This window comes from Streptomyces sp. NBC_01276 (genome assembly GCF_041435355.1).
Lineage (GTDB): Bacteria > Actinomycetota > Actinomycetes > Streptomycetales > Streptomycetaceae > Streptomyces.
Map to the genome: position 1 here is coordinate 3335393 of NZ_CP108442.1, position 24501 is coordinate 3359893.

At 73.8% G+C, this 24501-nt stretch carries 21 protein-coding genes; 10 read left to right on the plus strand and 11 right to left on the minus strand.

Going from position 1 to position 24501, the window contains the following annotated elements; translation table 11 throughout:
- Window positions 1-84 precede the first annotated feature (84 nt).
- From OG295_RS14545 to OG295_RS14555, 3 genes are all read right to left on the minus strand, one after another.
- Complete coding sequence (locus OG295_RS14545) at window positions 85-582, minus strand: peptidylprolyl isomerase (protein ID WP_371677265.1); 498 nt, start codon at window positions 580-582, stop codon at window positions 85-87.
- A gap of 100 nt (window positions 583-682) precedes the next feature.
- Complete coding sequence (locus tag OG295_RS14550; RefSeq protein ID WP_371677266.1) at window positions 683-3145, minus strand: PQQ-binding-like beta-propeller repeat protein; 2463 nt, start codon at window positions 3143-3145, stop codon at window positions 683-685.
- A 134-nt stretch (window positions 3146-3279) separates the two neighbouring features.
- Window positions 3280-4080 carry a VOC family protein gene (locus OG295_RS14555; protein ID WP_371677267.1) on the minus strand — a complete coding sequence of 267 codons (801 nt, stop codon included), beginning with the start codon at window positions 4078-4080 and terminating at the stop codon, window positions 3280-3282.
- Window positions 4081-4374: 294 nt separating this feature from the next.
- Here OG295_RS14555 and OG295_RS14560 point away from each other — a divergent pair, with 294 nt between their 5' ends.
- On the plus strand, window positions 4375-5022 hold the full coding sequence (locus tag OG295_RS14560) for a TetR family transcriptional regulator (RefSeq protein WP_371677268.1): 648 nt from the start codon (window positions 4375-4377) through the stop codon (window positions 5020-5022).
- Window positions 5023-5187: 165 nt separating this feature from the next.
- Here OG295_RS14560 and OG295_RS14565 read toward each other — a convergent pair whose 3' ends face one another.
- Both OG295_RS14565 and OG295_RS14570 read right to left on the minus strand, forming a co-directional pair.
- Window positions 5188-5661 carry a nitroreductase family deazaflavin-dependent oxidoreductase gene (locus OG295_RS14565; RefSeq protein ID WP_266840939.1) on the minus strand — a complete coding sequence of 158 codons (474 nt, stop codon included), beginning with the start codon at window positions 5659-5661 and terminating at the stop codon, window positions 5188-5190.
- Window positions 5661-6908, minus strand: coding sequence for an acyl-CoA dehydrogenase family protein (locus OG295_RS14570; protein WP_371677269.1), 1248 nt, complete (start codon window positions 6906-6908; stop codon window positions 5661-5663). Before OG295_RS14570 ends, OG295_RS14565 begins: the two co-directional genes overlap by 1 nt.
- Window positions 6909-7081: 173 nt before the next feature.
- Here OG295_RS14570 and OG295_RS14575 point away from each other — a divergent pair, with 173 nt between their 5' ends.
- The 5 genes from OG295_RS14575 (at window position 7082) to OG295_RS14595 (ending at window position 15186) form a co-directional block, all read left to right on the plus strand.
- Window positions 7082-8305, plus strand: a complete 1224-nt coding sequence (locus OG295_RS14575; RefSeq protein ID WP_371677270.1) for an acetyl-CoA acetyltransferase — start codon at window positions 7082-7084, stop codon at window positions 8303-8305.
- A gap of 1673 nt (window positions 8306-9978) precedes the next feature.
- The gene (locus OG295_RS14580) at window positions 9979-12957 is read left to right on the plus strand and encodes an alpha/beta fold hydrolase (RefSeq protein WP_371677271.1); all 2979 of its coding nucleotides are present in this window, start codon (window positions 9979-9981) and stop codon (window positions 12955-12957) included.
- Between the two features lie 121 nt (window positions 12958-13078).
- Window positions 13079-13270: a hypothetical protein gene (locus tag OG295_RS14585; protein ID WP_285526278.1), complete on the plus strand. Its 192-nt coding sequence runs from the start codon at window positions 13079-13081 to the stop codon at window positions 13268-13270.
- A gap of 105 nt (window positions 13271-13375) precedes the next feature.
- Complete coding sequence (locus OG295_RS14590; protein WP_371677272.1) at window positions 13376-14209, plus strand: proline hydroxylase; 834 nt, start codon at window positions 13376-13378, stop codon at window positions 14207-14209.
- Window positions 14210-14346: 137 nt separating this feature from the next.
- Window positions 14347-15186, plus strand: coding sequence for a PhzF family phenazine biosynthesis protein (locus tag OG295_RS14595; RefSeq protein ID WP_371677273.1), 840 nt, complete (start codon window positions 14347-14349; stop codon window positions 15184-15186).
- 53 nt (window positions 15187-15239) lie between these two features.
- Here OG295_RS14595 and OG295_RS14600 read toward each other — a convergent pair whose 3' ends face one another.
- Both OG295_RS14600 and OG295_RS14605 read right to left on the minus strand, forming a co-directional pair.
- Window positions 15240-15722, minus strand: coding sequence for a RidA family protein (locus OG295_RS14600; protein WP_371677274.1), 483 nt, complete (start codon window positions 15720-15722; stop codon window positions 15240-15242).
- A gap of 157 nt (window positions 15723-15879) precedes the next feature.
- Complete coding sequence (locus OG295_RS14605) at window positions 15880-16455, minus strand: hypothetical protein (RefSeq protein ID WP_371677275.1); 576 nt, start codon at window positions 16453-16455, stop codon at window positions 15880-15882.
- 62 nt (window positions 16456-16517) lie between these two features.
- On the opposite strand from OG295_RS14605, the gene OG295_RS14610 reads away from it, so the two are divergent.
- Window positions 16518-17177: a pyridoxal 5'-phosphate synthase gene (locus OG295_RS14610; protein ID WP_371677276.1), complete on the plus strand. Its 660-nt coding sequence runs from the start codon at window positions 16518-16520 to the stop codon at window positions 17175-17177.
- A 21-nt stretch (window positions 17178-17198) separates the two neighbouring features.
- Here the strand turns inward: OG295_RS14610 and OG295_RS14615 are convergent, their stop codons facing one another.
- From OG295_RS14615 to OG295_RS14625, 3 genes are all read right to left on the minus strand, one after another.
- The gene (locus OG295_RS14615; protein ID WP_266840925.1) at window positions 17199-17612 is read right to left on the minus strand and encodes a Zn-ribbon domain-containing OB-fold protein; all 414 of its coding nucleotides are present in this window, start codon (window positions 17610-17612) and stop codon (window positions 17199-17201) included.
- Window positions 17609-18061 (minus strand): DoxX family membrane protein, encoded by a 453-nt coding sequence (locus OG295_RS14620; protein ID WP_371677277.1) that lies wholly within the window; start codon window positions 18059-18061, stop codon window positions 17609-17611. The genes OG295_RS14615 and OG295_RS14620 overlap by 4 nt, the downstream gene beginning before the upstream one ends.
- A 117-nt stretch (window positions 18062-18178) precedes the next feature.
- Window positions 18179-18949 (minus strand): maleate cis-trans isomerase, encoded by a 771-nt coding sequence (locus OG295_RS14625; RefSeq protein ID WP_371677278.1) that lies wholly within the window; start codon window positions 18947-18949, stop codon window positions 18179-18181.
- Window positions 18950-19118: 169 nt separating this feature from the next.
- Here OG295_RS14625 and OG295_RS14630 point away from each other — a divergent pair, with 169 nt between their 5' ends.
- The 3 genes from OG295_RS14630 to OG295_RS14640 all read left to right on the plus strand — a co-directional run bounded on the left by OG295_RS14630 (window position 19119) and on the right by OG295_RS14640 (window position 23655).
- Window positions 19119-20285, plus strand: coding sequence for a flavin-containing monooxygenase (locus OG295_RS14630; protein WP_371677279.1), 1167 nt, complete (start codon window positions 19119-19121; stop codon window positions 20283-20285).
- Between the two features lie 169 nt (window positions 20286-20454).
- Window positions 20455-22689, plus strand: coding sequence for an acetate--CoA ligase family protein (locus OG295_RS14635; RefSeq protein ID WP_371677280.1), 2235 nt, complete (start codon window positions 20455-20457; stop codon window positions 22687-22689).
- 162 nt (window positions 22690-22851) lie between these two features.
- The gene (locus OG295_RS14640) at window positions 22852-23655 is read left to right on the plus strand and encodes an enoyl-CoA hydratase/isomerase family protein (protein WP_371677281.1); all 804 of its coding nucleotides are present in this window, start codon (window positions 22852-22854) and stop codon (window positions 23653-23655) included.
- Between the two features lie 8 nt (window positions 23656-23663).
- Here OG295_RS14640 and OG295_RS14645 read toward each other — a convergent pair whose 3' ends face one another.
- On the minus strand, window positions 23664-24458 hold the full coding sequence (locus OG295_RS14645; RefSeq protein ID WP_371677282.1) for a VOC family protein: 795 nt from the start codon (window positions 24456-24458) through the stop codon (window positions 23664-23666).
- Window positions 24459-24501: the final 43 nt, after the last annotated feature.

Below are 24501 nucleotides of genomic sequence, written 5' to 3' on the forward strand. Positions count from 1 at the left end.
ATCCGCCGCCCCCTCACCGCCCTGAAACGGCGACGGCCCCGGCCCCCCGGTGAGGGGGGCGGGGCCGGCCGGGGAGGGGTGGGGTCAGGCGGCGTCGACGACGCCGGAGGCCGCGATCTCGACCTTGCCCTTGGGGGCGCCGGACTGGGAGCCCAGGGCCTCGATCTGGTCGACCAGGGCCTGGCCCTCGACGACCTCGCCGAAGACGACGTGCTTGCCGTCCAGCCACGGGGTGACGACGGTGGTGATGAAGAACTGCGAGCCGTTGGTGTTGCGGCCGGCGTTCGCCATCGACAGCAGGTACGGGCGGTCGTGCTTCAGGTTGAAGTTCTCGTCCGCGAACTTCTCGCCGTAGATGCTCTTGCCGCCGGTGCCGTTGTGGTTGGTGAAGTCACCGCCCTGCAGCATGAACTGCGGGATGACGCGGTGGAAGCCGGAGCCGGCGTAGCCGAAGCCGTTCTGGCCGGTGGCCAGCTCGCGGAAGTTGCGCGCGGTCTGCGGGACGACATCGTCGAACAGGTTGAAGACGATGCGGCCGGCCGGGGCGCCGTTGATGTTGATGTCGAAGAAGACGTTGCTCATGGGGTCCATCCTGTCACTCCTGGTGCCGTGCGCTACCTGGAGGGGGGCGGGTCGCCTTACGCGCACCGCGTAAGGCGACCCCGTCGGACCCGCCGGGAGCTCAGGAGGAGGTACGGGTGCCCGTGCCCTTCGCCGCGTCCAGGGCGTACACGCAGCGGTCCTTGCTGCACGCGTACACCACGCCCGCCTCCGCGACCGGGGCTCCGGTGATCTCGCCGCCCGTGGCCAGCTTCCAGCGGAGCTGGCCGCCCGCCGCGTCCAGGGTGTAGAGGCAGTGGTCGGCGGAGCCGAAGTGGACCCGGCCGTCCGCGACCGCCGGGGAGCCGGTGATCTCGCCGCCCGCCGCGAACCGCCACTTCGGGGTGCCGGTGACCGCGTCGAGGGTGTACAGGGCGCTGCCCGCGCCCAGGTGCACGTTGCCCGCAGCGACCAGCACCGGGTCCGCGGCCTGGCGCGGCTCGGTGGCGATGCGCCAGCGGTCCTTGCCGGTGGCGGCGTCGAGGGCGTAGACGGTGCCCAGGTAGTCGGCGAGGTAGACCCCGCCGCCCGTGACGGCCGGGCCGGGGGCGAAGGCCGGGGGCGCCAGGAAGACGGCCGGGGCCTCGAAGTGCCAGCGGACCCGGCCGGAGGCCCGGTCGACGGACAGGACGCGGGTGCCGGCGCTGACGTAGACGTTGCCGTCGGCGGCCGGGGTGACGCGGACGGGGACGTTGCCGCAGGAGGCCGCGTCGCCGACCGGGTAGGACCAGGCCTCCTGGCCGGAGCGGGCGTCGAGGGCGCGCAGCCGGGCGTCCTGCCAGACGTAGACGGTGCCGTCCCGCAGGACGGGGGCCGCCTCCGGCGTCTCGAAGTCGGACTGCGCGCCGGTCAGCTCCCACAGCTTCTGGCCGTTGGAGGCCTCCCAGCCCTGTACGCCGCCGCCGCGCGTGGCGGTGATGACGGTGCCCCGCTCGGCGCGCAGGGCGTACACCCAGGCGTCGGTGGACAGCCGCCACCGCTCGGAGCCGTCGGTGGCGTCGAGGGCGTAGAGGGAGGGGCCGTCGGAGGCGTGGATGCGGCCCTCGGCCACGGCCATGGACCAGGCGACGTCGCGCGTCTTGAACTGGCGGCGGCCGCTGCCGACGTCCAGGGCGTGCACCTCGAAGGAGGTGACGTAGAGCAGGTCGCCCGCGACGGTCGGGGTGCCCCACACCTCGTTGGACATGCGGAAGCGCCACGGGCGCCAGCGGCCGCTGTCCGGGGACGGCCCGGGGGCCGGCACCGAGGCCGAGGAGACGGGCGCCTGCGAGGCGGCGGCCGGGGTGCCCGCGGGCGGCCGGACCCAGCCGGTGGCGGAGTCGGCGCCGGTGTGCGCGGCCGGGGCGGAGGCCGCGGCACGCGGGCCGGGCCCGATCGGGACCGGGGAACCCCCGACCAGGACGGGCGCGCCGGGCGCCGAGGAGGCGGCGACCGGGGCCATCGGCGGACGGTCCGGGCGCGGCGGGAGCGCCTGCCCGGTGCGCGGGTCGACCCAGGGGTCGGCGGCGCCGCGCGGCCGGCGGTGGGTGGCGCCCTCGGACCCCTGCCCGGACTGCGGACCGGGCTGCGGGCCGGAGCGGAGCCCGGACTGCGGACCGGAGCGCGGCCCGGCCGGGGGCTGTGCCGGGACGGCGGGCGCGGTGGCGGCCGTACGGTGGCCCGCGCGGCGGGCCTCGATCATCGCGACGGCCCGCTCCGGGAGCCACGCGGAGGCGGTGCCGCTCTCGTCGCCGCCCTCGAAGAGGTGCGGGGCCAGCTGCGCCTGGAGGTCGGCGGGGGTGGGACGCAGGGTGGCGTCCATCTGCATGCAGGAGTCGATGAGCGGTCGCAGCTCGTCGGGGAGGCCCTCCAGGTTGGGACCCTCGCGCAGCAGCATGAACACCGTCTCGACGGGGTTGGCCCCGTGGTACGGCGGGTGCCCGGTCGCGGCGAAGACGAGGGTGGAGCCGAGCGAGAAGATGTCGCTGGCGCCCTTGACGCTGCGCGAGTCCTTCGCCTGCTCCGGCGACATGTAGGCGGGGGTGCCGACGGCCACGTTCGTCATGGTCAGGCGGGTGTTGGAGACCCCGCTCGCGATGCCGAAGTCGATCACGCGCGGGCCGTCCTCGACGACGAGCACGTTGGAGGGCTTCAGGTCGCGGTGGACCAGGCCGGCGCCGTGGATGGACTGGAGGGCCTCGGCGATGCCGGCCGCGAGCCACCGTACGGCCTGGGCGGGCATGGGCCCGCACTCGTTGACGATCTCCTCCAGGGAGGGCGCCGGGACGTACGCGGTGGCCAGCCACGGGACGGCGGCCCGCGGGTCGGCGTCCACGACGGCGGCCGTGTAGAAGCCGGAGACGGCGCGCGCCGCCTCCACCTCGCGGGTGAAGCGCACCCGGAACAGCTGGTCCTCGGCGAGCTCGGTGCGCACCGTCTTGATGGCCACCCTGCGGCCGGATGCCGACCGTGCGAGATAGACCAGCCCCATGCCGCCGGCGCCGAGCCGTCCCAGCACCTCGAAGGGGCCGATCCGTCTCGGGTCGTGCTGCGTCAGCTGCTCCACCACTCGCCTCCACACCTCCCCGTACGGGTCACCTGCCGGACCCGCTCCACCTCACCGCGGGCGGGGCCCGCGGTCGCGCATGCTCGATTCTGTCAGGCCCGCGCCCGGTCCGGCCCCGGCTCCCGCCCCCGCCTTCACGCGCCGGTCTTCACGCGGGGCTCCGAGAGCAGTCCGAACACGGCTCCCTGATTGTCGGCGACGACCGCGATCCGCCCGTACGGCGTGTCGAACGGGTCGGCCGTGACGCGTCCGCCGAGCCGCTGGACGGTGGCGACGCTCTGGTCGCAGTCGGGGACGGCGAAGTAGGCGAGGAAGTGCGCCGGCATGATCTCCGGGAACGCGTCGGTGATCAGGGTGCGGCCGAGGACGGCCGTGTCGGAGCCGGGGGCGGCGCCGGGCGGGGACCAGACGCGGTAGGCGATGCCGGTCTCGGGGTCGTCCTGGTCCTCGGGGACGTAGCCGAAGACCTTGGCGTAGAAGGCGTCGACGGCCTCGCGGGCCCGGGTGTAGACCTCGGACCAGCAGTACGTGTACGGCTCCTGCTGGGCGTCGAAGCCGTGGTGGGTGCCGGGCTGCCAGAGGCCGAAGACGGCGCCGCCGGGGTCGGCGGCCATCGCGGCCGTGCCGTAGGGGCCCACGGGCTGGGGGTCCATGACCATCTGGCCGCCGGCGGCGCGGATGCGCTGGGCGCAGGCGTAGGCGTCGGTGGTGTACAGGTACACGCCCCACACGGTGGGCATGCGGCCGTCGGGCTTGGGGGCGAGGGCGGCGATGTTGCGGCCGCGGCTGTAGGCCTGGGTGTAGTGGCCGTACGCGGGTCCCGCGCTGTCGCCGAAGGTCCACCCGAAGAGCTCACCGTAGAACCGCTTGCCCGCCTCGACGTCCGGGAGCGAGGCGTCGACCCAGCAGGGCGAGCCTTCCGCGAATGCGGCCATGGGGCGGATTCCCTTCCGTTGCCGGGATCGTACTGTTTTCGTGCGTATCAGACATGATCCGCACGAAAACTTGTCCACAGCCTGTTGATAAGACTATTCGGGGGATACGCCACGATACGGGTGGAGCCGTACGGGCCGCACGCCCGGGTCCGGCCGCCCGCACCGGCGGACCACCTCGGCCGGAATTCGCCGCCCGGCGCTCCACCCGGGCACATCCCACCAGGTCGGCGGGTGCGTAACCCCATTTGCAGGCGGCCGAATAGCGCGCCGATCCCCCCTCGGTAAGCTGACGGCATGACAGGACAAGTACGCACCGTCGACGGGCGTGTCGCCGGCCGGCGCGGCCAGGCGACGCGGCAGAAGCTGCTCGACTGCCTCAGTGAGATGCTCAGCTCCTCGCCGTACCGCGACGTCAAAGTGATCGACGTCGCCCGCAAGGCCGGTACCTCCCCCGCGACCTTCTACCAGTACTTCCCGGACGTCGAAGGCGCCGTCCTGGAGATCGCCGAGGAAATGGCCACGGAGGGCGCGCAGTTGACCGCGCTCGTCGAGGGCCGCAACTGGGTCGGCAAGGCCGGCTGGGCGACCGCCGAGGAACTCGTCGAGGGATTCCTGGAGTTCTGGCGTCGCAACGACGCCATCCTGCGGGTGGTCGACCTGGGCGCGGCCGAGGGCGACAAGCGGTTCTACAAGATCCGCATGAAGATCCTGAACTCCGTCACCAACTCCCTCACGGAGTCGATGAAGGAGCTCCAGGCCAAGGGCAAGGTCGACAAGGACCTCAGCCCGGCGGCCATGGCGGGGTCACTGGTCGCAATGCTGGCCGCGGTCGCCTCGCACCAGAAGGGCTTCCAGACCTGGGGCGTCAAGCAGGCCGAACTCAGGCCCAACCTGGCGCTGCTCGTGCACCTGGGCATCACCGGGAAGAAGCCCACCAAGTGACGGCGGACCCTCACCGAGGGTCCGCCGGCCTTGCCCGCCCGTCCTCCCCGTCCTCCCCGTCCTCCCCGTCCTCCCCGTCCTCCCCGTCCTCCCCGTCCTCCCCGTCCTCCCGGTTCTCCCCGTCCTCCCGGTTCTCCCGGTAATCCCCGTCCGCGATCAGCGCCGTCAGCGCCGCTCCAGACGGAACAGCCTGATCTCGCGCTCGATGCGCGCCTGGTACGTCGCGTACGGCGGCCAGAACCTCAGCACCGCCTGCCACGCCGCCGCGCGCTCGGCCCCCTCCAGCAGCCGCGCCCGCACGGCGATGTCCCGCCCCTGCCAGTTCACGTCCGCGTCCGGATGCCTGAGCAGGTTCCCGGTCCAGGCCGGGTGGCCGGGGCGGCCGAAGTTGGAGCCGATCAGCAGCCAGCTCACGCCTCCGTCCTCCGGCATGCACGCGAGCGGCGTGGTCCGTGGTTCACCCGTCTTCGCACCCTTCGCGGTGAGGATCACCCCGGGCAGCATCCGGGCGCTGAGCAGGACCTTTCCACGGGTCAGGCGGTGCACCGCCTTGTCCATGGCCGGGATGAAGTGGGGTGCGATCCTGGCGAACAGGAGGGTCGAGGAGACCTTCTGGATCAACTTGACGCCGGGAGCCATCAGACGGCCACCTTTTCGTTGCCGGTCATGCCGGAGGTCGGGGTGAAGAGCCCGGACCGCTGCGCGGCGTGGGCGCGGAGCCGGTGGACGGGGCCGAAGAGCAGGTCGTCGGCTGCCGCCCGCTTGAAGTACAGGTGGGCGTCGTGCTCCCAGGTGAAGCCGATGCCGCCGTGCAACTGGACGGCCTCGCCCGCCGTGGCCCGCAGGGCCTCCAGGGCCTGGGCCAGGGCGAGCGCGCCCTGGTCCGGGTCCCATGCGGCGTAGTAGGCGGCGGAACGCGCCGCCTGGATCTGTACGTAGAGGTCGGCGAGGCGGTGCTTGACCGCCTGGAAGGAGCCGATGGGCCGGCCGAACTGCTCGCGCCGGCACACGTGCTCGACCGTACGGGCCAGCGCCCGGTCCGCCGCGCCGACCGCCTCGGCGGCCAGGACGGCGGCGGCGGTGCGTCCGGTGGCGGCGAGGGCGGGCAGCGGGTCGGCGTCTTCGTCGTCGCCGAGCAGTTCCGCCGGTACGTCGCGCAGTTGGACCCGGCCCTGGGGGCGGGTCTCGTCGAGGGTGGACTGCCGGGTGCGTACGAGGCCGGGCGCGTCCGCCCGCACCAGGAACAGCAGGGTCCGGCTGCGGGCGAAGCCTCCGGTGTGCGCGGCGACGAGCAGCAGGTCGGCGCTGTGACCGTCGAGCACCTGGGCGACCTCGCCGTAGAGCCGCCAGGCGGGGGCGGGGCCCGCGGGGCCGGCCGGTCCGGGGGCTCCCGGTGGGGCCGTCGTTGCGGCGCGCGCCTGGACCCCGCCGGCGCGGCCCCCGCCCGCCCAGTCGCCCGGGGCGTTCTCGCCGGTCAGCGCCAGGGCGGTGGCCAGGGCGGGGCCCGCGACCGCGAGCGCCGCCGTCCGCTCCCCCGCCGCGAGCGGGGGCAGCAGCGCGGCGCGCTGGGCCGGGGTGCCGAGGGCCGCGATCAGCGGGACGGCGAGCCCGGCGGTGGCGAGCAGGGGTGAGGGCAGCAGGGCGCGGCCGGTCTCCTCGCAGGCCAGGGCCAGGTCGGCGGGGGTGCAGCCGACGCCGCCGTACTCCTCGGCGACGGCGATGCCCGGCAGGCCGAGCTCCCGGGCGAGCCGCTGCCACAGCTCCCCGTCGTATCCGGTGTCGGTCCGGGCGGCGGCCTTGACCTCGTCGGGGCCGCAGCGTTTGCCCAGGATCTCGCGCAGGGTACGGCGTATCTCGTCCTGCTCCGCGGTGAAGGCGGCGTCCATGGTCGGGCTCCTCCCGGGGGCGCCTCCCGGCGGTGACCGGGGGGCGTATCTGACGGGGCGTCATGTTAGGGCGCCGGGATCGAGAAGCACAGGGGTCGGCCGGCCCGGACGCGGATCGGGCCGGACGGCACACGGTCTAGCATCTGACGTACCGTCAGATGTACCGTCCCCCCATGCCTGGACCCACATCCGGACCCGCCTCCGGCCCCCTGTCCCGCGCACCCGAACCCCGCCCCCGCCGCCGGGTCGCGGTGGCCGGCGTCGCGCTCTCGGAATGCGGCCGGGTCGACGGCCCGACCCCCTACGCCCTGCACGCGCAGGCCGCCCGGCGGGCACTGGCCGACTCCGGCCTGGACCGCTCCGTCATCGACGGCTTCGCCTCGGCCGGCCTGGGCACCCTGGCGCCCGTCGAGGTGGCCGAGTACCTGGGCCTGCGCCCCACCTGGGTGGACTCCACCTCGGTCGGCGGCTCGACCTGGGAGGTCATGGCCGCCCACGCGGCGGACGCCATCGCGGCGGGGCACGCCAACGCCGTGCTGCTGGTCTACGGATCCACCGCCCGCGCCGACATCAAGGCCCGCCGCCGCACCTCGAACCTCTCCTTCGGCGCCCGGGGGCCGCTCCAGTTCGAGGTCCCGTACGGCCACACGCTGATCTCCAAGTACGCGATGGCCGCGCGCCGCCACATGCACGAGTACGGGACGACCCTGGAGCAGCTCGCCTCGGTGGCCGTCCAGGCCCGCGCGAACGCGGCCACCAACCCGGACGCGATGTTCCGCACTCCGCTGACCGTGGACGAGGTCCTCTCCTCGGAGATGATCGCCGACCCCTTCACCAAGCTGCACTGCTGCATCCGCTCGGACGGCGGCTGCGCGGTGCTCCTGGTGGCGGAGGACCTGGTGCCCGACACGGCGAAGACCCCGGTGTGGGTGCTGGGCACGGGCACCTCCGTCTCGCACACCACGATGTCGGAGTGGGCGGACTTCACCGTCTCCCCGGCGGCCGTCGCGGGCCGGCTGGCCTTCGAACGGGCCGGCCTGACCCCGGCGGACGTGGACCTGGCGGAGATCTACGACGCCTTCACGTACATGACCCTGGTGACCCTGGAGGACCTCGGCTTCTGCGCGAAGGGCGAGGGCGGGGCCTACGTGGAGAAGGGCCGCCTGCTGCGGGAGGGCGAGCTCCCCGTCAACACGGACGGGGGCGGACTGTCGGCCTGCCACCCGGGGATGCGCGGACTGTTCCTGCTGGTCGAAGCCGTACGCCAACTCCGCGGCGAAGCGGGCCCGGGCCGCCAGGTCACCAAGCCGGGCGGCCGACTGCCGGAGGTGGCCCTGGCGTCGGGCACGGGAGGCTGGTTCTGCTCCTCGGGCGCGGTGATCCTGGGGCGGGGGTAGGGGGCGGGGGTAGGGGGCGGGGGTAGGGGGCGGGGTCTGCCGGGGGGCCTGAGGGCTGGGTGGTCGGGGTCGGGGGTGGGCGGTGCGCCCTTGGTCCGGGTCTGGGGAGGGCTGGGGGCGTCCCGCCAGTCCACTGTCCTTCCGTGTCGGGACGGTCCCTCAAGGGCGCTCCTTCGTCGCGTCGCTTCGCGATGGCCTTCGGCCACCCTTGACCGACCGTCCCGCCACGGAATGCCAAAGACTGTCGGGAAGCCCCCAGGGAAACGGCCGGGAGGAAACCGAGGGCCTGGGGGCCAGTCAGAGACGTACGGCCCCTACCCGCCTGGGCAGACCCGAGGCACGGGCCCCCTCGTTCTGATTCCGGGCCGGGTGTTGCCTGACCACCCCAAACGGCGACCAGACCGCCCGGCCATGCCTTCGGGACGGCACACGCGTCAGATCGCTACGCGCTTCTCTTGGCATAGCGTCTGCGACCCGTCTGGGGCTGGACATAGGCCGCCCAAGACGGTCGGTTGGCGGGCTTGTCGGGCGGCTGACGGCCGGCAGGCCATCACCCCCGCCCCCGAAGGGGCCTATCGATGTCCCCGGGTGTCCTGTCGGACTCTGAGGACGACAAAGTCGTCCTCAGAGTCCGACAGGCAGCACCAGCGCCCCTCCGAAGCCCGCCCATCACCCCAAAAGGGACAAACGGCCCGCGCTCGCGTGAGAGATCGAGGCCCCCGGACCGTGGGCGGCTTATGTCCAGCCCCAGACGGCCGGCGGACGCAATGCCGTGCGAAGCGCGTAGCGATCCGGTGCGTGTGGGGCCCGCCGGGCGGTCTGGTCACCCTTTCGTGCGGCCTGGACGCCCCGGCCCGTGGGCCGATGGCCCTGCGGGCCCCGAATGCGGGACTGGGCGGAGATGGCTCGCGCATCTCTGGGATGCCCGCCCCTCGAAGATCTCCCCGTGGACCGTTCTTTTGGGGGTTTCCCGGCAGTCTTTGGCATTCCGTGGCGGGACGGGCTGTCAAGGGTGGCCGAAGGCCATCGCGAAGCGACGCGACCGAAGGGAGCGCCCTTGACAGCCCGGCCCGACGCGGAAGGACGATGAGACTGACGGGAAACCCCCAAACCCTCCCCGACACGGACCAGCCAAAGTCCCGCCGCCCCCCGACCCCGATCCCGTTCAGCCCCGGTGCCCGCCCCCACCCCTGCAACCACCCGCTCGAAATCCGCGTCCCCATCGTTGAACGTGTTCGAAACGATCTAGGGGGAGCCATGCAAGAACCTCACCTCTCCACATCCCCCGGGCCGACGCCCGCCCCTGGCTCCGTTCCCTGCACGGCGACCGGCGCCACTCGTACTCGCGAGCTGGGTCCGACGGCATCTCCGAGTCGGCGGAGGGGCTCGCCCTCTCGATCGTTCCGCCTTCGTACGGCCGGATCGACGACGTCGACGTAAGCGTCCACTGGGAGGGGACGGACGGGGCCGTCGTCACGTTCGAGACGCACAACGGGTAGGACGTGCAGGAGTGCGCCCCGGCGCGCGCCCGGCGCGCCGTCCGGTACCCGGGTCGGCGGTGTCTCGTTCTGGCCCCTTCGGTCGCCCCTCGTGCATCATTGACGGCGGCTGCTTCTTCATCTGCGACCGAAGTCGTTCTGCTCCAACACACCTTCTGGCTGCGGAGGTTCGCGATGGCGGTACGGACTCGCGTCCATCTCGTCCTGGTGCACGGCCTGTTCTCCTCGGCGAAGGTGTGGAAGGCCTTTCAGGCACTCATCGCCTCCGATCCGGACCTCTGCGACTGGGTCAGCGTCCACCCCTTCCAGTACGACTCCCCCTTCGTGCGTCTGCGTCCTGACCGCCGGGTCGCCGAGACGGACGACGTCGCCGACCAGCTCGGGACCTTCCTGGAGACCGAGCTCGCCGACGCCGAGCGGATCGTGCTGGTCACCCACAGCCAGGGCGGCCTCGTCGTCCAGCGCTTCCTGGCCCGCAAGCTCTGGACCGGCGAGGGCCGCGACCTGGCCCGCATCAAGCACTTCACGATGTTCTCCTGCCCCAACACCGGCTCAGGCTTCTTCCTCACGGTCCGCAAGGCCCTCAAGCTGTGGCGCAATCCGCAGGAGAAGCAGCTGCGGCCCTTCGACCGGGCGGTGACCGAGGCGCAGCGCACCGTCCTGAGCGCGGTGGTCCACGGCCGCGAGTACGGCGACCAGGAGTGCCCGATCCCGGTCCGCGCCTACGGGGGTTCCGCCGACGACGTCGTGCCGCCGGTCGTGGCCCGCGGGGTCTTCCCCAAGGGCGGGGTGGTGACCGCGGACCACTTCTCGATCATCCAGCCCGAGGACCGCTCCGCCGCCTCCTACATGGCCGTGCGCGGCGCCCTGCTGGAGGTGGCCCGGGCGGCTGCCGAGGAGGAGAAGGAGCAGGGGGGGCCGGGGGGCACGGGCATCGTGCTGCCGTCCGCCCGTTCCCCCCGCGGTGCGGGCGGGGATTCCGGGCGGCCGCGGCTTCCGGCGCCCGCCGCCGGGGAGGCGGACCTGGCGCCCTTCCCGCCGCCTCCGTACGGGCAGTTGGAGGAGGGGCAGTTCAAGGGGCAGGACCGGCTGAGCCTGGTCGCCGAGCTGCTGTCGGGGCAGGCCCGGCAGCAGGTGCACGTCCTGGCGGGCCTGGGCGGCTCCGGGAAGAGCCGGCTGGCCCTGGAGGTCGCCGACCGGGCGCAGCGGGCCGGGCACCGGGTGTGGTGGGTGTCGATGCCCGAGCTGAGCCTGCGCATGCGGATGATGGCCCACGACCTCGGCGCCCCTTCGATCACCGTGGAGCGGGCCTGGCTGCTGGGCAGCGCCATGGACCTGGTGTGGAAGCTGCTCAACGACTGCCCCGACCCCTGGCTGCTGATCTTCGACAACGCCGATGACCCCGCCCGGCTGGGCCCCCGTGACGGCCTGGTCTCCGATGGGACCGGCTGGCTGCGCAAGCCGCAGAACACCAACGGCACGGTGCTGGTCACCAGCCGGGTGGGCAACCGGCAGAAGTGGGGCGACTGGGTCGGCGTCCACAAGGTCCTGCCGCTGCACGAGGACGACGGCGCCTCCCTGCTGCTGGAGCGGACCGGGGGGCTGGGCGGCACGAACGAGGACGCCCGCAGGCTGTCGCGGGAGCTGGGCGGACTCCCGCTCGCCCTGCGGCACGCCGCCGACGCGATCAAGGCCGTCAACCACGTTTCCCTGGACAGCGAGATCCGGGACTTCGAGACCTTCCGCCGGGCCTTCGCGGCGCGGGTGGAGACCACCGAGGACCGCACCGGGCCCGACCTCAGCGAGCTGCTGGGCCGGGAGATCGTGGACAAGGTCTGCGGGATAGCGCTGGACCTGCTGGTCGAGCGCCGGCTGAACCAGTCGGCGACGCTGCTGAAGGTCCTGGCCTGCCTGAGCATCTCCCCGATCCCCTACCGCTGCCTGCTCGCCGGTCCCGTGCTCGGCCAGTCGCCGCTGTTCCCGGGAGCCACCCCGGCGCAGACCGACGCCGCGCTGGCCGGGCTGGAGGACTTCGGGCTGGTCGACGCCTACGAGCGCGAGGGCGTGGCGGAGCGCGACCTGGCCCACGTACTGACCCTGCACCCCGTGGTGCACGGGGTGCTGCGCGAGAACGTGGAGGTACGGAACCGGTCCGCGGACTACTACGGGCTGGCCGTGCGGATGGTGCTGTCGGCCACCCTCCACCGCAATCCCGACCACCCCGCCAACTGGCCGCTGTGGTCCGCGCTCGCCCCGCACGCGCTGGAGGTCTCCCGGGCCATCCTGCTCGGCGAGCAGCGGCCGGACGACCGCACCGTGCGCACCGCGGCCCTGGAGCTGGCCCGGCTGACGGCGCGCTACCTGATCGCGATGGGCCTGCTGGTGCCCGCGTACGACCTGGTCCAGTCCCTGATCACGGGCTGCGGCTCCTACGGCTTCGACGTCGACGACCGGGAGATCCTGGGGCTGCGCCACGAGAAGGGCCGCATCCACCTGGACCGCGAGCAGCTGACGGAGGCCGAGGAGGAACTGCGGCTGGTGGTGGAGGCGCGCACCGGGATCCTGGGCGAGAACGACGCCGACACCCTGGCCAGCCGGCACAAGCTCGCCCGTGCGATCAACGAGCAGAAGGGGGACAAGGACCAGAAGGAGCGGGTCGAGCTGATGCTGCGCTCGATCGTCGAGGCGGAGACCCTGGTGCGCGGCCCGGAGAACTACGACACCCTCGTGGTGCGGCACACGCTGGCGCGGGCGATGCTGGCCCGCGACCGGTACGAGGACGCGGAGGCGGAGGCCCGGCAGATCCTCGACATCAGCCGCCGCAACCACTGGCCGCCGTCCACGCCCGAGATCCTGCGGGTGGGCGAGACGCTGACGCACGCCCTGCTGGGGCAGGCCCGCGAGGACGAGGCGGAGCAGGTCATCCGGGAGGCGCTGCGGGACGCGTCGCAGCCGGCGGACTCCAATCTGGTGATGCGGTTCCGGTTCACCTACGTCCTGGTGCTCCTCGGGATCCGTGGGCGCACGCCGGAAGCCGTGAAGCGGCTTCGCGCGCTGGTGCACGACCTCGACCGGGTGGTGGCTTCGGAGCATCCGCTGTCCGTGCAGGCCAAGGCGCTGCTGGAGAAGCTGGAGCGGGAGATGCCGGGCTGAAACCTCCCTCTTTCGTGGGCAGTCGTGCCGAATTCCACCGGCCGTTGCGGGCTTGCGCGTAGCCTGGCCGTGCCTCACTCTGTGTGACGCGTCCCACACCGAAATGCTCGGAGGTCCGCCGATGAACGCTCTCCCCACCGATACGAACGACGACCAGTCCCTGCAGTGGGGTGCCCCGGGGAGCGACCTGGAGGAGATGCAGGCGGAGGTCGGCAGACGCATCGCGTTGGAGGCGCTGGAGGCGGGGCGGCAGGCGCTCGAACTCGACGCCAAGACCGCGTTCCGCGCCACCAGCGGGGCGCATCCGGGCTAGTCGTACATCCGTAGGGTCGTCCAGTCGTATCCACCGCACATCCGTACCGCCGCTGCTTCCTGTTCCGTTCTCTTCATCTGTTCTCGATGACCGGGGGGCGATCGAATGACGTCAGCGCAATCCACGGACCACCTGTTACCGACTCCACCGCACGACCCCTTCTTCCGGGCCGTCACCGCCCCGGTGTTCTCGTACGAGCTGCTGGCCGGCCTCGCCGCCGGCCGGTACGCGGCGGTCCGGGTGCCCGGCTTCCTGTCGCGGGAGCGCTGCGAGGAGGTGCTCGCCGCCCTGAAGGAGCGGGAGTTTGACTCCTACGGGACGAACCGCATCCACCCGCCGGTGATGCGGTTCGGGGTGGGCGTCAGCGACCACATGGCGGACGGCGGGGTCGCCGACGGCTACTGGAAGGCCCTGGAGGGGCACCGCGAGGCCTGGCAGGGGCTGGGCCTGTCCTTCGACCCCTTCCGCACCTGCCGCGAGGGGATCGCCACGCACTGGCCGCCGGGCGTGGCGGTGGGCCGGCGGGGCGGCCGGGAGATGGGCGACGGGGTGGCCCGGGAGCCGAACCAGGGCTTCCAGGTCCATTTCGACGACGCCTTGCGCGAGTACGCGCAGGACCTGCTCGACACCCCGCTGATCGGCCAGTTCGCCTTCAACCTCTACCTCAGCGTGCCGCCCTCGGGCGGTGAGACGGTGCTGTGGCGGCACCGCTGGCAGCCGGAGGACGAGGCGTACCGGCTGCCGAACGCCTCCTACGGGTACGACGAGGCGGTGGTGCGCGGCGCCGAGTCCATCGAGCTGACGCCGGAGGTCGGCGAGGGCCTGCTGATCGACCCGCGCTTCTTCCACGCGGTACGGCCCAGCCACGGGGACCGCAGGATCGCACTGGGGTTCGCGGTGGGGGTCTCCGCGTCCGGCCGACTGCTCACCTGGGCCTGAAGCGGTCCGCCGGACCGGCGCACCGACCGCCCGGCGCACCGACCCTGCGGAGGACCGGCCGTCCGGCCGCACGGCCGTCAACGTGAACGCCTGCACCGGATTTTGACGGTCCGTGGCCGGACGGCTACGTTCGGGGGATGGACCTCTTGCGCTACGTGGCCTTCAGCACCGACCCCCGGGGCGGCAACCCGGCGGGGGTGGTGCTGGACGCCACCGGCCTCGACGAGGCGACGATGGCCGCCACCGCGGCGGAAGTCGGGTACTCGGAGACGGCGTTCGTCGTTCCGCGCCAGGACGGCGCGTTCGACATCCGCTACTTCAGCCCGAAGGCCGAGGTGCCCTTCTGCGGGCACGCCACCATCGCCACCGCCGTCGCCCACGCCCGTCGGCACGGCGCCGGTGACCTGCTGCTGCACACCCAAGCGGGACCGGTCCCGGTGACCACCTCGGTCGGCCCGGACGGCGCCGTCACGGCCACGCTGGTGAGTGTGGAGCCGCGTACGGAGGCCCTCGCGGAGGCCGACCTGACCGAGCTGCTGGCGGCGCTGCGCTGGTCCCCCGCCGATCTCGACCCGGCCCTGCCGCCGCGGGCCGCGTACGCGGGTGCCTGGCATCCGGTGATCGCGGCCGCGAGCCGGGAGCGGCTCGCGGACCTGGACTACGACCGGGCGGCGCTCGCCGAGCTGATGACGCGCCGGGGCTGGACGACGATCACCCTCGTGCGGCGCGAGTCGGAGTCCGTCTTCCACGCCCGCAACCCGTTCCCGCCCGGCGGCGTGGTCGAGGACCCGGCGACGGGCGCGGCGGCCGCCGCCTTCGGCGGCTACCTGCGCGCCCTCGGTCTGATCGCCACGCCGGCCCGCCTGACCGTCCACCAGGGTGTGGACATGGGGCGCCCGAGCCTGATCACGGTGGGCGTGCCGGTGGATCCCGCGGCGGGCATCGAGGTCACCGGCACGGCGGTCCCCATCTCCTGACGGGACGCCGGACCGGCGGGGCGCCCGTGCGGGCGCCCCGGCCGCACGCGCCCCTACGCGGGGTCCCCGTCTCCGGGCGCGATCTCCACGACGATCTCGATCTCCACGGGCGAGTCCAGCGGCAGGACGTCCACCCCGACCGCGCTGCGCGCGTGCCGGCCGGCGTCGCCGAACACCTCCACGAACAGTTCGCTCGCCCCGTCCACCACCCCGGCCTGCCGGATGAACCCGGGCGCCGAGGACACGTACCCGACCACCTTCACCACCCGCGTCACCGATTCCAGCGGTACCACCGAGTCCACGGCCGCCAGGGCCGCCAGCGCGCACTGCTGGCTGAGTTCCCTGGCCCGCTCGGGCGACACCTCGGCGCCGACCCGGCCGGTCCGCGTCAACTCGCCGTCCGTCAGCGGGATCTGCCCCGCGACGAAGACGTACCTCCCGCTGCGCACGGCCGGCACGTACGCGCCTTTGGGCGGACTCACCTCCGGCAGCCGCAGCCCGAGTCCGGCAAGCCTCTTGCGTACGTCGTCGCTCATGGCACCCCCTGGTGGCCTCGTCCAGCCGGCCCATGCTCCCACCGCCGCGGCCGCACCGGGGCGGTCTCGGCCCTTGCGCTGACGCCGGGGGGCCCGGTCTGCTACGTACCCCCGCGGACCACGCCCCGCCCCGCCCCGCCCGCCCGGCCCCGCCCCGCTACCAGGTCAGCGGGTCCAGCGGGCGGCCGTCGGGGGTGACGCGGAGGTCGTGGTGGGTGTGGTCGAGGTCGATCAGCCTGATGTGGGAAGGGTCCGTCCAGGTGGCCTCCAGGACGCCCCGGGGGTAATCGGCGGCGTACTCGGCGACGGGGTACCGACGGGTGTTCGGGAAGCGGCCCGCGTCCACGTAGATCCGCCAGACCGGGTCGGTCAGGCCGATGCCCCGTTCCACGACCAGGCGGCGGGCGGATCCGTCGGGGGCGGGGACGTCCCACTCGCGGTCCGGGAAGGGGTCGGCGACCACCGCGTACGCGGGGACGGCGAGCACGCCCAGGACGGCCGTCCCGGCCAGGGCGAGGCCGGCGCCCTTGCGGACGCCGGGCCGGCGGGAGGCGAGCAGGGCCGCTCCGGCGAGGAGGACGGCGGCCAGGCAGGCGAGCAGGACGGGGTGGTTCAGTTCGGCCAGCAGGGCCAGGCCCCCGGGCCGGTCGCAGAAGGGGACGGCGGCCGCCGCGGCGCCCGCCGTCACGGCGAGGGCCAGCAGCCCCCGCGCCGCAACTCTGTGCATGTCCATGGCCGAGCACCCTAATGCCAGGACCCGGCCGGCCCACCGGGTCACGGCCTTAGCCTGGCCGCATGACCAGCGACTTCCACACCACCCTGCACTCCCTGCGGGTATGGGACACCGAGCTCCCGGCCTTCGACCCGGAGGCCGCTCCCGACGGGCCGCTGGCCCTGTTCCGGGAGTGGTTCGTCCAGGCCGCCCGGTCGGGGCAGACCGAGCCGCACACCATGAGCCTGGCGACGGTGGACGCCGAGGGGCGGCCCGACGTCCGGATCCTGATGCTGCACGACGCCGACGAGCGCGGCTGGCACTTCGCCTCGCACGCCACCAGTGCCAAGGGGCGCCAGCTGGCGCGGCACCCGCAGGCGGCGCTCTGCTTCTACTGGCCCGCGGTGGGCCGGCAGGTCCGGATCCGCGGCCGGGTCGGGGCGTGCGGGCCCGAGGAGAGCAGGGCGGACCTGGCGGTGCGCTCGCGCGGGGCGCTGGCGGCCGCGCTGACCGGGCGGCAGAGCGAGGTGCTGGACTCGGCCCAGGAGCTGGCGCGGGCCTCGGCGGCGGCGTGGGAGCTGGCCGGAGCCGAACCGGACGCGCCCGCCCCGACCTGGACCCGGTACGTACTCGATCCCGCCGAGGTGGAGTTCTTCCAGGGGGACGCCGCCCGGCGCCACGTCCGCCTGCGCTACCGGCGCGCGGCCGGAGGGACGTGGGAGCGCGAGCTCCTCTGGCCGTAGACGCCCTCCCGCGGTACGGGGTCAGGCCGCGCGGAAGACGGCCACGCGGACGCCTTCCGCCGCCTCCCGGAAGGTGACCTCCAGGGGCATGCCGATGCGGAGGGCGTCGTGCGGGCAGTCGACGACCTCCGTCATCATCCGGGGCCCTTCCGCGAGGTCGACGACGGCGGCCACGTACGGGACGCGCCCGCCGAAGGGCGGGAGGTCGTTGCGGTGGACCACCGACCAGGTGTAGAGGCTCGCCCGGCCGCTCGCCTCCTCCCACGCGACCCGGTCCTCGCCGGCCCAGCAGAAGGGGCAGAACTCGCGCGGGTAGTGGTGGGCGCGCCCGCAGTCGGCGCAGCGGCGCAGCAGGAGCCGGTCGGCCGCGGCGGCGTCCCAGTAGGGGCGGGTGAACTCGTCCGGCTCCGGGAGGTCGTGGCGCGGGGTGCTCACAGGAGGATTCCGATCGTCGCGTCGAGGGACCAGGCCTGCCAGGCCATGGCGAAGAGGGCGACGAGCGAGATGAGCGCCATCATCGCGTTCTGGCCCTGCTCGGCCCAGTCGTGGATCATCAGCACCAGGTAGAGCAGGTTCAGCAGCAGTCCGCCGATCAAGGCCACCGGGGTCAGGAAGCCGAGCACCAGGCCCAGACCCAGGGCGAGTTCGGCGTAGACGACGATGTAGGCCATCAGTTTCGGGCGGGGCCGGACGACCTTGGCGAAGCCGCTCCTCACGAAGGGCCAGCGGTGCTTCCCGGCGACGTCGGCGGCCCAGGCGATGCCGGTGCCGCGCTCGAACCAGCCCTTCTTGTCCTTGTGGCGCCAGCTCTCCAGCCACCACAGGCCGAGCCCGATGCGCAGCACGGCGAGCCATTCGGCGCCGCTGAGCCAGATGGTCTGCATCCCTCACCCACCCCCACTCGACCCACTGATCTGACGGTACGTCAGTTCAGCGGATCGGCGGCGATCCCGCAAGGGGGCTGCGGGGCGCGGGCGGCGGACCGTGCGCGGCGGCCGGGCTCAGGGGTGGGCGAACAGCCGCCCGTACCCGGCGATACCGCCCGCCCGCGCGCCCGCCGCGCGCAGCGCGGCCCACAGCAGGACCTGGTTCGCGCTCAGGACCGGCCGGCCCAGGGTGGCCTCCAGGGCCCCGATCGCCCCGACGGCGCGGAAGCCGTTCCCGCCGATCACCACCGCCTCGGCGGCGTCGGGCACGCGCGACGCCACCCAGTCGTGCAGGGCCTCGGGGCCGATCAGCGTCTGGCCGCTGGGGAGCCCGCACGGGGCGGCGTACGCGACCTCGAACCCGCAGTCCTCGTAGTAGCCGCGCCCCAGGTCGGTGAGGGTGTCGTCGAACCACGGCGGGTCCACGAGGGCGATCCGCCCGGCCCCCAGCGCCCGCAGGGCCTCGACCGCGGCGGCGCAGGTGGCGACCACCGGCAGGCCGTGGGCCCGCTCCCCCAGCCGGGCCAGCATGTGTCCCTCGCCGCGCGGCCCGATGACGTAGGCGGAGGAGGTGAAGGCGAAGGCGATCGCCGCCACCGGCGCCGCGGCGAGCAGAGCGGCGGCCTCGTCCACGCCCGGGGGCTCGGCGAAGGCGCGCACGGGGGCCAGCGGAAGGACCGGGTCCATCGCACCCCCGCGCCCCATCGCCGCGAACGGCACCCGGGCGGTGTGCAGGCCCACGTCGGCCGGGGCCATGGCGCGCAGCTCCGACTCGGGGCCGACGTCGGCGTGCGGGGTGAGGATTCCGAGGCGGACGCGTACGTCCCACCCGTCGGGCTGCCACATCGCGCGTTCCTCTCGGGGACGGGCCGGGGCCCTCCACTGTGGCAGTGCGGCGGCCCGGCGGCCGCGCAGCAACGCCGGGAGGGACGTCCGGGCGGCCGTGATCGATCCGCAATCGATTCCCTCCTCGTCCGAGACCCATCAACGCTGTGTGTCGATACGATCACTGCTCATGTCCGAGCCCGACCTGACCCTCACCGAGCCCCGCCCCGTGTACGTGATCGGCGCGGGCCCCGGCGGCCTCGCCGTCGCCGCCGCGCTGCGCGCCCGGGGGGTGCGCGCGGTGGTCGTCGAGAAGTCCGGCTCCGTCGGCGCCTCCTGGCGGGGGCACTACGAGCGGCTGCGCCTGCACACCACCCGGCGCCTGTCGGCCCTGCCCGGACTGGCGATACCGAGGCGGTTCGGGCGCTGGGTCGCGCGGGCGGACGTGGTCCGCTACCTGGAGAAGTACGCGGAGTTCCACGCCCTGGAGCTGGTCACGGGCGTCGAGGTGACCCGGATCGAACGGGCCGCCGACGGGGAGGGCTGGACCCTGCACGCCTCGGGCGGGCGGATGCTGGCCGCCGGGGCCGTGGTCGTGGCCACCGGCTTCAACCACACGCCGGCGCTGCCCGACTGGCCGGGCCGCGAGGAGTACACCGGGCGGCTGCTGCACGCCGCCGCCTACCGGGAGCCGGGGCCGTACGCCGGGCAGGACGTGCTCGTCGTCGGGGCCGGGAACACCGGCGCCGAGATAGCCGTGGACCTCGTGGAGGGCGGGGCCGCGCGGGTGCGGCTCGCGGTGCGCACCGCCCCGCACATCGTGCGCCGCTCGACGGCCGGGTGGCCGGCGCAGCGCACGGGGATCCTCGTACGGAGGCTGCCGGTGCGGTTCGTGGACCGGCTGGGGGCGCTCGTGGCGCGGACCTCGGTCCCGGACCTGTCGGCGTACGGGCTGCCGCGGCCCTCGACCGGCCTGTACAGCAGGGTGCGGCAGGGGGCGATCCCGGTACAGGACGCGGGTCTGATCGACGCCGTGCGCCGGGGCGAGGTGGAGCCGGTGGCGGCCGTCACCTCCTTCGACGGGGCCGGGGTGGTGCTGGCGGACGGTACGCGGATCACCCCGGACGCGGTGATCGCGGCGACGGGTTACGGGCGGGCCCTGGAGGGCCTGGTGGGCCACCTCGGCGTACTGGACGGGCGCGGACGCCCCCTCGCCCACGGGCCCCGCACCCCGGCCGGGGCCCCCGGCCTGTACTTCACCGGGTTCACCAACCCCATCAGCGGCATGCTCCGCGAGCTCGCCCGGGACGCGGAGCGGATCGCGAAGGCCCTGTCGCGGCGGCGGTCCTGCGTCTAGGCCGAAACGGGCCTGGACCGCACGCGGAGGCCTCTGTCACGGTTCAGGCACACCACCTCCACCACCTTTCCTGCGCATCCCTGTTCCTGACGGCGCGTCAGTTCAGTAATCTGACAACGCGTCAGCTATGGATTTCATCGAGGTTCATCGAGCAGGAGCGGGCGGAACGATGCTTGGATCTACTCACGGCACCCTCACCACCGACTTCCGCGCACGTGTCGAGGCCTGCGGGGAGACCCCCAGGACGGCCGTCCACTCCACGGCGGCACCGTCCGACGGGGACACGGCCGAACTGGACGTCAGCGGACGGCCCCTGCACTCCGATGTGCCCGACCTGGACCGGTTCTTCCGGCCCGAGTCCGTGGCGGTCGTCGGCGCCTCCGACGCCGACGGCAGACCCAACACCGGCATCACGCGGCAGCTCATCGCCTGGGCCGGGCGCGTCGGCGCCCGCATCCACCCCGTGCACCCCACCCGCGCCACCGTCTTCGGGCTGCCCTGCCACGCCTCCGTGGCCGACCTGCCCGAAGAGGTGGACCTCGCCGTCCTCCTCGTCTCGGACCCGGCCCCCGTCATCGAGCAACTCGCCGACACCAAGGTGAAGTTCGCGGTGGCCTTCGCCTCCGGCTTCGCCGAGACCGGCGAAGCGGGCGCCGCCGCCCAGGCCCGCCTGACGACCGCCGTCCAGCGCTCCGGCCTGCGCCTGCTGGGGCCGAACACCAACCTCAACGCCTTCGAGGAGTTCCGCGAGGACCTCGAAGGCCCCGCCATCGCCCTCATCACCCAGTCCGGCCACCAGGGCCGCCCCGTCTACACCCTCCAGGAACTCGGCATCCGCCTGTCCCACTGGGCGCCGACGGGCAACGAGGCCGACCTGGAGACCTCCGATTTCATCTCGTACTTCGCCGAGCAGCCCGAGGTAGGGGCCATCGCCTGTTACGTCGAGGGCCTCAAGGACGGCCGCCAGTTCCTCCTGGCCGCCGACCGGGCCGCCCGCAACGGCGTCCCCGTCGTCGCCGTCAAGGTGGGCCGCACCGAGACCGGCGCCCGTACGGCCGCCTCCCACACCGGCAAGCTCACCGGGGCCGACACCGTCGTGGACGCCGCCATGCGGCAGTTCGGCGTGATCCGCGTCGACGGGCTGGACGAGCTCCAGGACACCGCCGCCCTCCTCGCCCGGGCCCGTGCGCCCCGGGCGGACGGGGTGGTCGTCTACTCCATCTCCGGCGGCACCGGCGCCCACTTCTCCGACCTCGCCACCGAGGCGGGCCTGACCCTGCCCACCCTCTCCGAGGCCAAGCAGCGGGAACTCCACCAGTGGATCCCCGAGTACCTGGGCGTCGCCAACCCCGTCGACAACGGCGGCCACCCCGTCGGCGACTGGCGCGGCCGCAAGATCATCGACGCGATCCTCGCCGACCCCTCCGTCGGCGTCCTGATCTGCCCGATCACCGGCCCCTTCCCCCCGATGAGCGACCGGCTCGCCCAGGACCTGGTGGACGCGGCCGAACAGACGGACAAACTCGTCTGCGTCATCTGGGGCTCCCCCATAGGCACCGAGGAGGCCTACCGCACCACCCTGCTCGGCTCCTCCCGCGTGGCCACCTTCCGCACCTTCGGCAACTGCATCACCGCCGTCCGCGCCTACCTCGGCCACCACCGCTTCACCGCCTCCTACCGCTCCCCCTTCGACGACGCCCCGCGCACCCCCTCCCCGTCCTTCCGCAAGGCCCAGGCCCTGATGCGGCCCGGCCAGCAGCTCAGCGAACACGCGGCCAAGCAGCTCCTGCGCGCCTACGGGATCCGGGTCCCCCGCGAGCAGCTCGTCACCAGCGCGGCGGCGGCCGTCCGGGCCGCCGGCCTGGTCGGCTACCCGGTCGTCATGAAGGCCTCGGGCCCCCAGCTGGGGCACAAGACCGAACTGGGACTGGTCAAGATCGGCCTCACGTCGGCGAGCCAGATCCGCGACGCGTACCGGGAACTCACCGACATCGCCCGCTACGAGAACATCCCTCTGGACGGCGTCCTCGTCTGCCAGATGGTCGAGCGGGGCGTCGAGATGGTCGTCGGCGTCACCCAGGACGACCTCTTCGGCCCCACCGTCACCGTGGGCCTCGGGGGCGTCCTGGTGGAGGTCCTGCACGACGCGGCGGTACGCGTACCGCCCTTCGGCGAGGACCAGGCCCGCCACATGCTCACCGAACTGCGCGGCCACCCGCTCCTGGAGGGGGTCAGGGGCGCCCCCCCGGCCGACGTGGACGCACTGGTGGAGGTCATCCTCCGGGTCCAGCGGATGGCGCTGGAACTGGGTGACGTCCTGTCCGAGCTGGACATCAACCCCCTGATGGTCCTCCCCCGGGGCCAGGGGGCGGTGGCCCTGGACGCCCTGGCCGTCTGCCGCTGACCTGGCCGGTCGTTTCCCGGGGCCCCGCGCCCACACCCCGGGGGCCGGCCCCCGGACCCCCGCGCCTCGAACGCCGGCGGGGCTGGATTTCACCCGGCCCCGCGCCCCGGAAGCCCGCCCGGCCATCGCCTCCGACCCGCCAACCCCCCGAACGGAGCCCCCGTGGACGAGGTCCTGCACCGCCTGGAGGGCGGCGTCTCCTGGATCACCCTCAACCGCCCCGAGGCCTTGAACGCCGTCACCTGGGAGCAGCGCGAGCACGTCATCGCCCTGCTCGCCGAGGCCTCCGCCGACCCCGCCGTACGGGCCGTCGTCCTCACCGCCACCGGCAAGGGCTTCTGCGCGGGCGCCGACCTCCGCAGCTCACCCCCCGCCACGCCCACCGCGCCGCAGGCCCCCCGTACCGCCGGCGACGTATCCCGCATGATCCGCCTCGGCGCACAGCGCCTGATCACGGCGGTGCTGGACTGCGAGAAGCCCGTCATCGCCGCGGTCAACGGCACCGCCGCCGGCATCGGCGCCCACCTCGCGCTCGCCTGCGATCTGGTGATCGCCGCCGAAGGCGCCCGCTTCATCGAGGTGTTCGTCCGCCGCGGCCTCGTCCCCGACGGTGGCGGCGCCTACCTCCTGCCCCGCCTCCTCGGCCCGCAGAAGGCCAAGGAGCTGCTGTTCTTCGGCGACGCCGTCCCCGCCGAGGAGGCGGCCCGCCTCGGCCTCGTCAACAAGGTGGTCCCCGCCGACGGGCTGGAGGCCGCTGCCCGCGCCTGGGCCGAGCGCCTCGCCCAGGGCCCGACCCGCGCCCTGGTGCTGACCAAGCAGCTGGTCAACGCCTCCCTGGACAGCGACCGGGCGACCGCGCTGGCCGCCGAGGCCACCGCCCAGGAGCTGAACATGACCACGGCCGACGCGAACGAGGGCGTGGCCGCCTTCAAGGAGCGCCGCACGCCCGAGTACCGGGGCCGCTGAGACCCCGCCTACATCTGCGGGTCCGGCCTCAGCAGGGCGAACACCGCCCCGGCCGGGTCGGAGGCCCACGCGATCCGCCCTACCGCCGGCACGTCCACGGGCGGCATCAGGACCTCGCCGCCCCCGCCCTCGACGGCCGTGACGGTGGCGTCCACGTCGGCGACGTTGAAGTAGGGCACCCAGCGCGGCACGATGTTCGATCCCCCGCCGGCGCCCTCGCCCTGCGGGGCGACGCCGCCGAAGGAGCCCTCCTGCTGGTCGCCGTCGGCGACGCTGAGCACCCGGTACAGCATGCCGGGGGTCCGCATCTCCGCGGCCCGCCACCCGAACAGGCCGCGGTAGAAGGCGACGGCCGCGACCGGGTCCGGCACGTGCAGCTCCACCCACACCAGGGAGTTCACGTCGGAGGCCAGGCCCAGACCACCGGTCTTGCCGGGCTGCCAGCAGGCGAACTCCACGCCCTGCGGGTCGGTGAACTGGGCGAGCCAGCCCTCCCCCATGACGTCCATGGGTTCCATCCGTACGCTCCCGCCCCCGGCCCGGACGGCTTCGGCGGTGGCGCGGGCGTCGGCGGTCTGGAAGTGCACCATCCAGGCGGACCGGGCCCCCTCCTCGGTGAGCGGGCCGAGCGCGGCGACGGTCTTGCCCTGGAGCTGGAAGAAGCCGTACCCGCCGGCCTCGGGCCCGGCGGAGACGAACTTCCAGCCGAAGACCCGGGCGTAGAAGGCGGCGGCGGCCGCGGTGTCGGGGCTGCCGAGGTCGAGCCAGTTGGGGGATCCGGTGCGGAAGTCGGTGCCGAGCATGGCTTCTCCTCCTGGAGTACGGGGACGCCTGTACGAGTCCACC

Excerpts from the sequence above, each read along its gene's own strand:
- OG295_RS14545 (WP_371677265.1), bottom strand. The coding sequence starts at position 582 with ATGAGCAACGTCTTCTTCGACATCAACATCAACGGCGCCCCGGCCGGC.
- OG295_RS14555 (WP_371677267.1), bottom strand. The coding sequence starts at position 4,080 with ATGGCCGCATTCGCGGAAGGCTCGCCCTGCTGGGTCGACGCCTCGCTC.
- OG295_RS14560 (WP_371677268.1), top strand. The coding sequence starts at position 4,375 with ATGACAGGACAAGTACGCACCGTCGACGGGCGTGTCGCCGGCCGGCGC.
- OG295_RS14565 (WP_266840939.1), bottom strand. The coding sequence starts at position 5,661 with ATGGCTCCCGGCGTCAAGTTGATCCAGAAGGTCTCCTCGACCCTCCTG.
- OG295_RS14570 (WP_371677269.1), bottom strand. The coding sequence starts at position 6,908 with ATGGACGCCGCCTTCACCGCGGAGCAGGACGAGATACGCCGTACCCTG.
- OG295_RS14575 (WP_371677270.1), top strand. The coding sequence starts at position 7,082 with ATGCCTGGACCCACATCCGGACCCGCCTCCGGCCCCCTGTCCCGCGCA.
- OG295_RS14580 (WP_371677271.1), top strand. The coding sequence starts at position 9,979 with ATGGCGGTACGGACTCGCGTCCATCTCGTCCTGGTGCACGGCCTGTTC.
- OG295_RS14585 (WP_285526278.1), top strand. The coding sequence starts at position 13,079 with ATGAACGCTCTCCCCACCGATACGAACGACGACCAGTCCCTGCAGTGG.
- OG295_RS14590 (WP_371677272.1), top strand. The coding sequence starts at position 13,376 with ATGACGTCAGCGCAATCCACGGACCACCTGTTACCGACTCCACCGCAC.
- OG295_RS14595 (WP_371677273.1), top strand. The coding sequence starts at position 14,347 with ATGGACCTCTTGCGCTACGTGGCCTTCAGCACCGACCCCCGGGGCGGC.
- OG295_RS14600 (WP_371677274.1), bottom strand. The coding sequence starts at position 15,722 with ATGAGCGACGACGTACGCAAGAGGCTTGCCGGACTCGGGCTGCGGCTG.
- OG295_RS14605 (WP_371677275.1), bottom strand. The coding sequence starts at position 16,455 with ATGGACATGCACAGAGTTGCGGCGCGGGGGCTGCTGGCCCTCGCCGTG.
- OG295_RS14610 (WP_371677276.1), top strand. The coding sequence starts at position 16,518 with ATGACCAGCGACTTCCACACCACCCTGCACTCCCTGCGGGTATGGGAC.
- OG295_RS14620 (WP_371677277.1), bottom strand. The coding sequence starts at position 18,061 with ATGCAGACCATCTGGCTCAGCGGCGCCGAATGGCTCGCCGTGCTGCGC.
- OG295_RS14625 (WP_371677278.1), bottom strand. The coding sequence starts at position 18,949 with ATGTGGCAGCCCGACGGGTGGGACGTACGCGTCCGCCTCGGAATCCTC.
- OG295_RS14630 (WP_371677279.1), top strand. The coding sequence starts at position 19,119 with ATGTCCGAGCCCGACCTGACCCTCACCGAGCCCCGCCCCGTGTACGTG.
- OG295_RS14635 (WP_371677280.1), top strand. The coding sequence starts at position 20,455 with ATGCTTGGATCTACTCACGGCACCCTCACCACCGACTTCCGCGCACGT.
- OG295_RS14645 (WP_371677282.1), bottom strand. The coding sequence starts at position 24,458 with ATGCTCGGCACCGACTTCCGCACCGGATCCCCCAACTGGCTCGACCTC.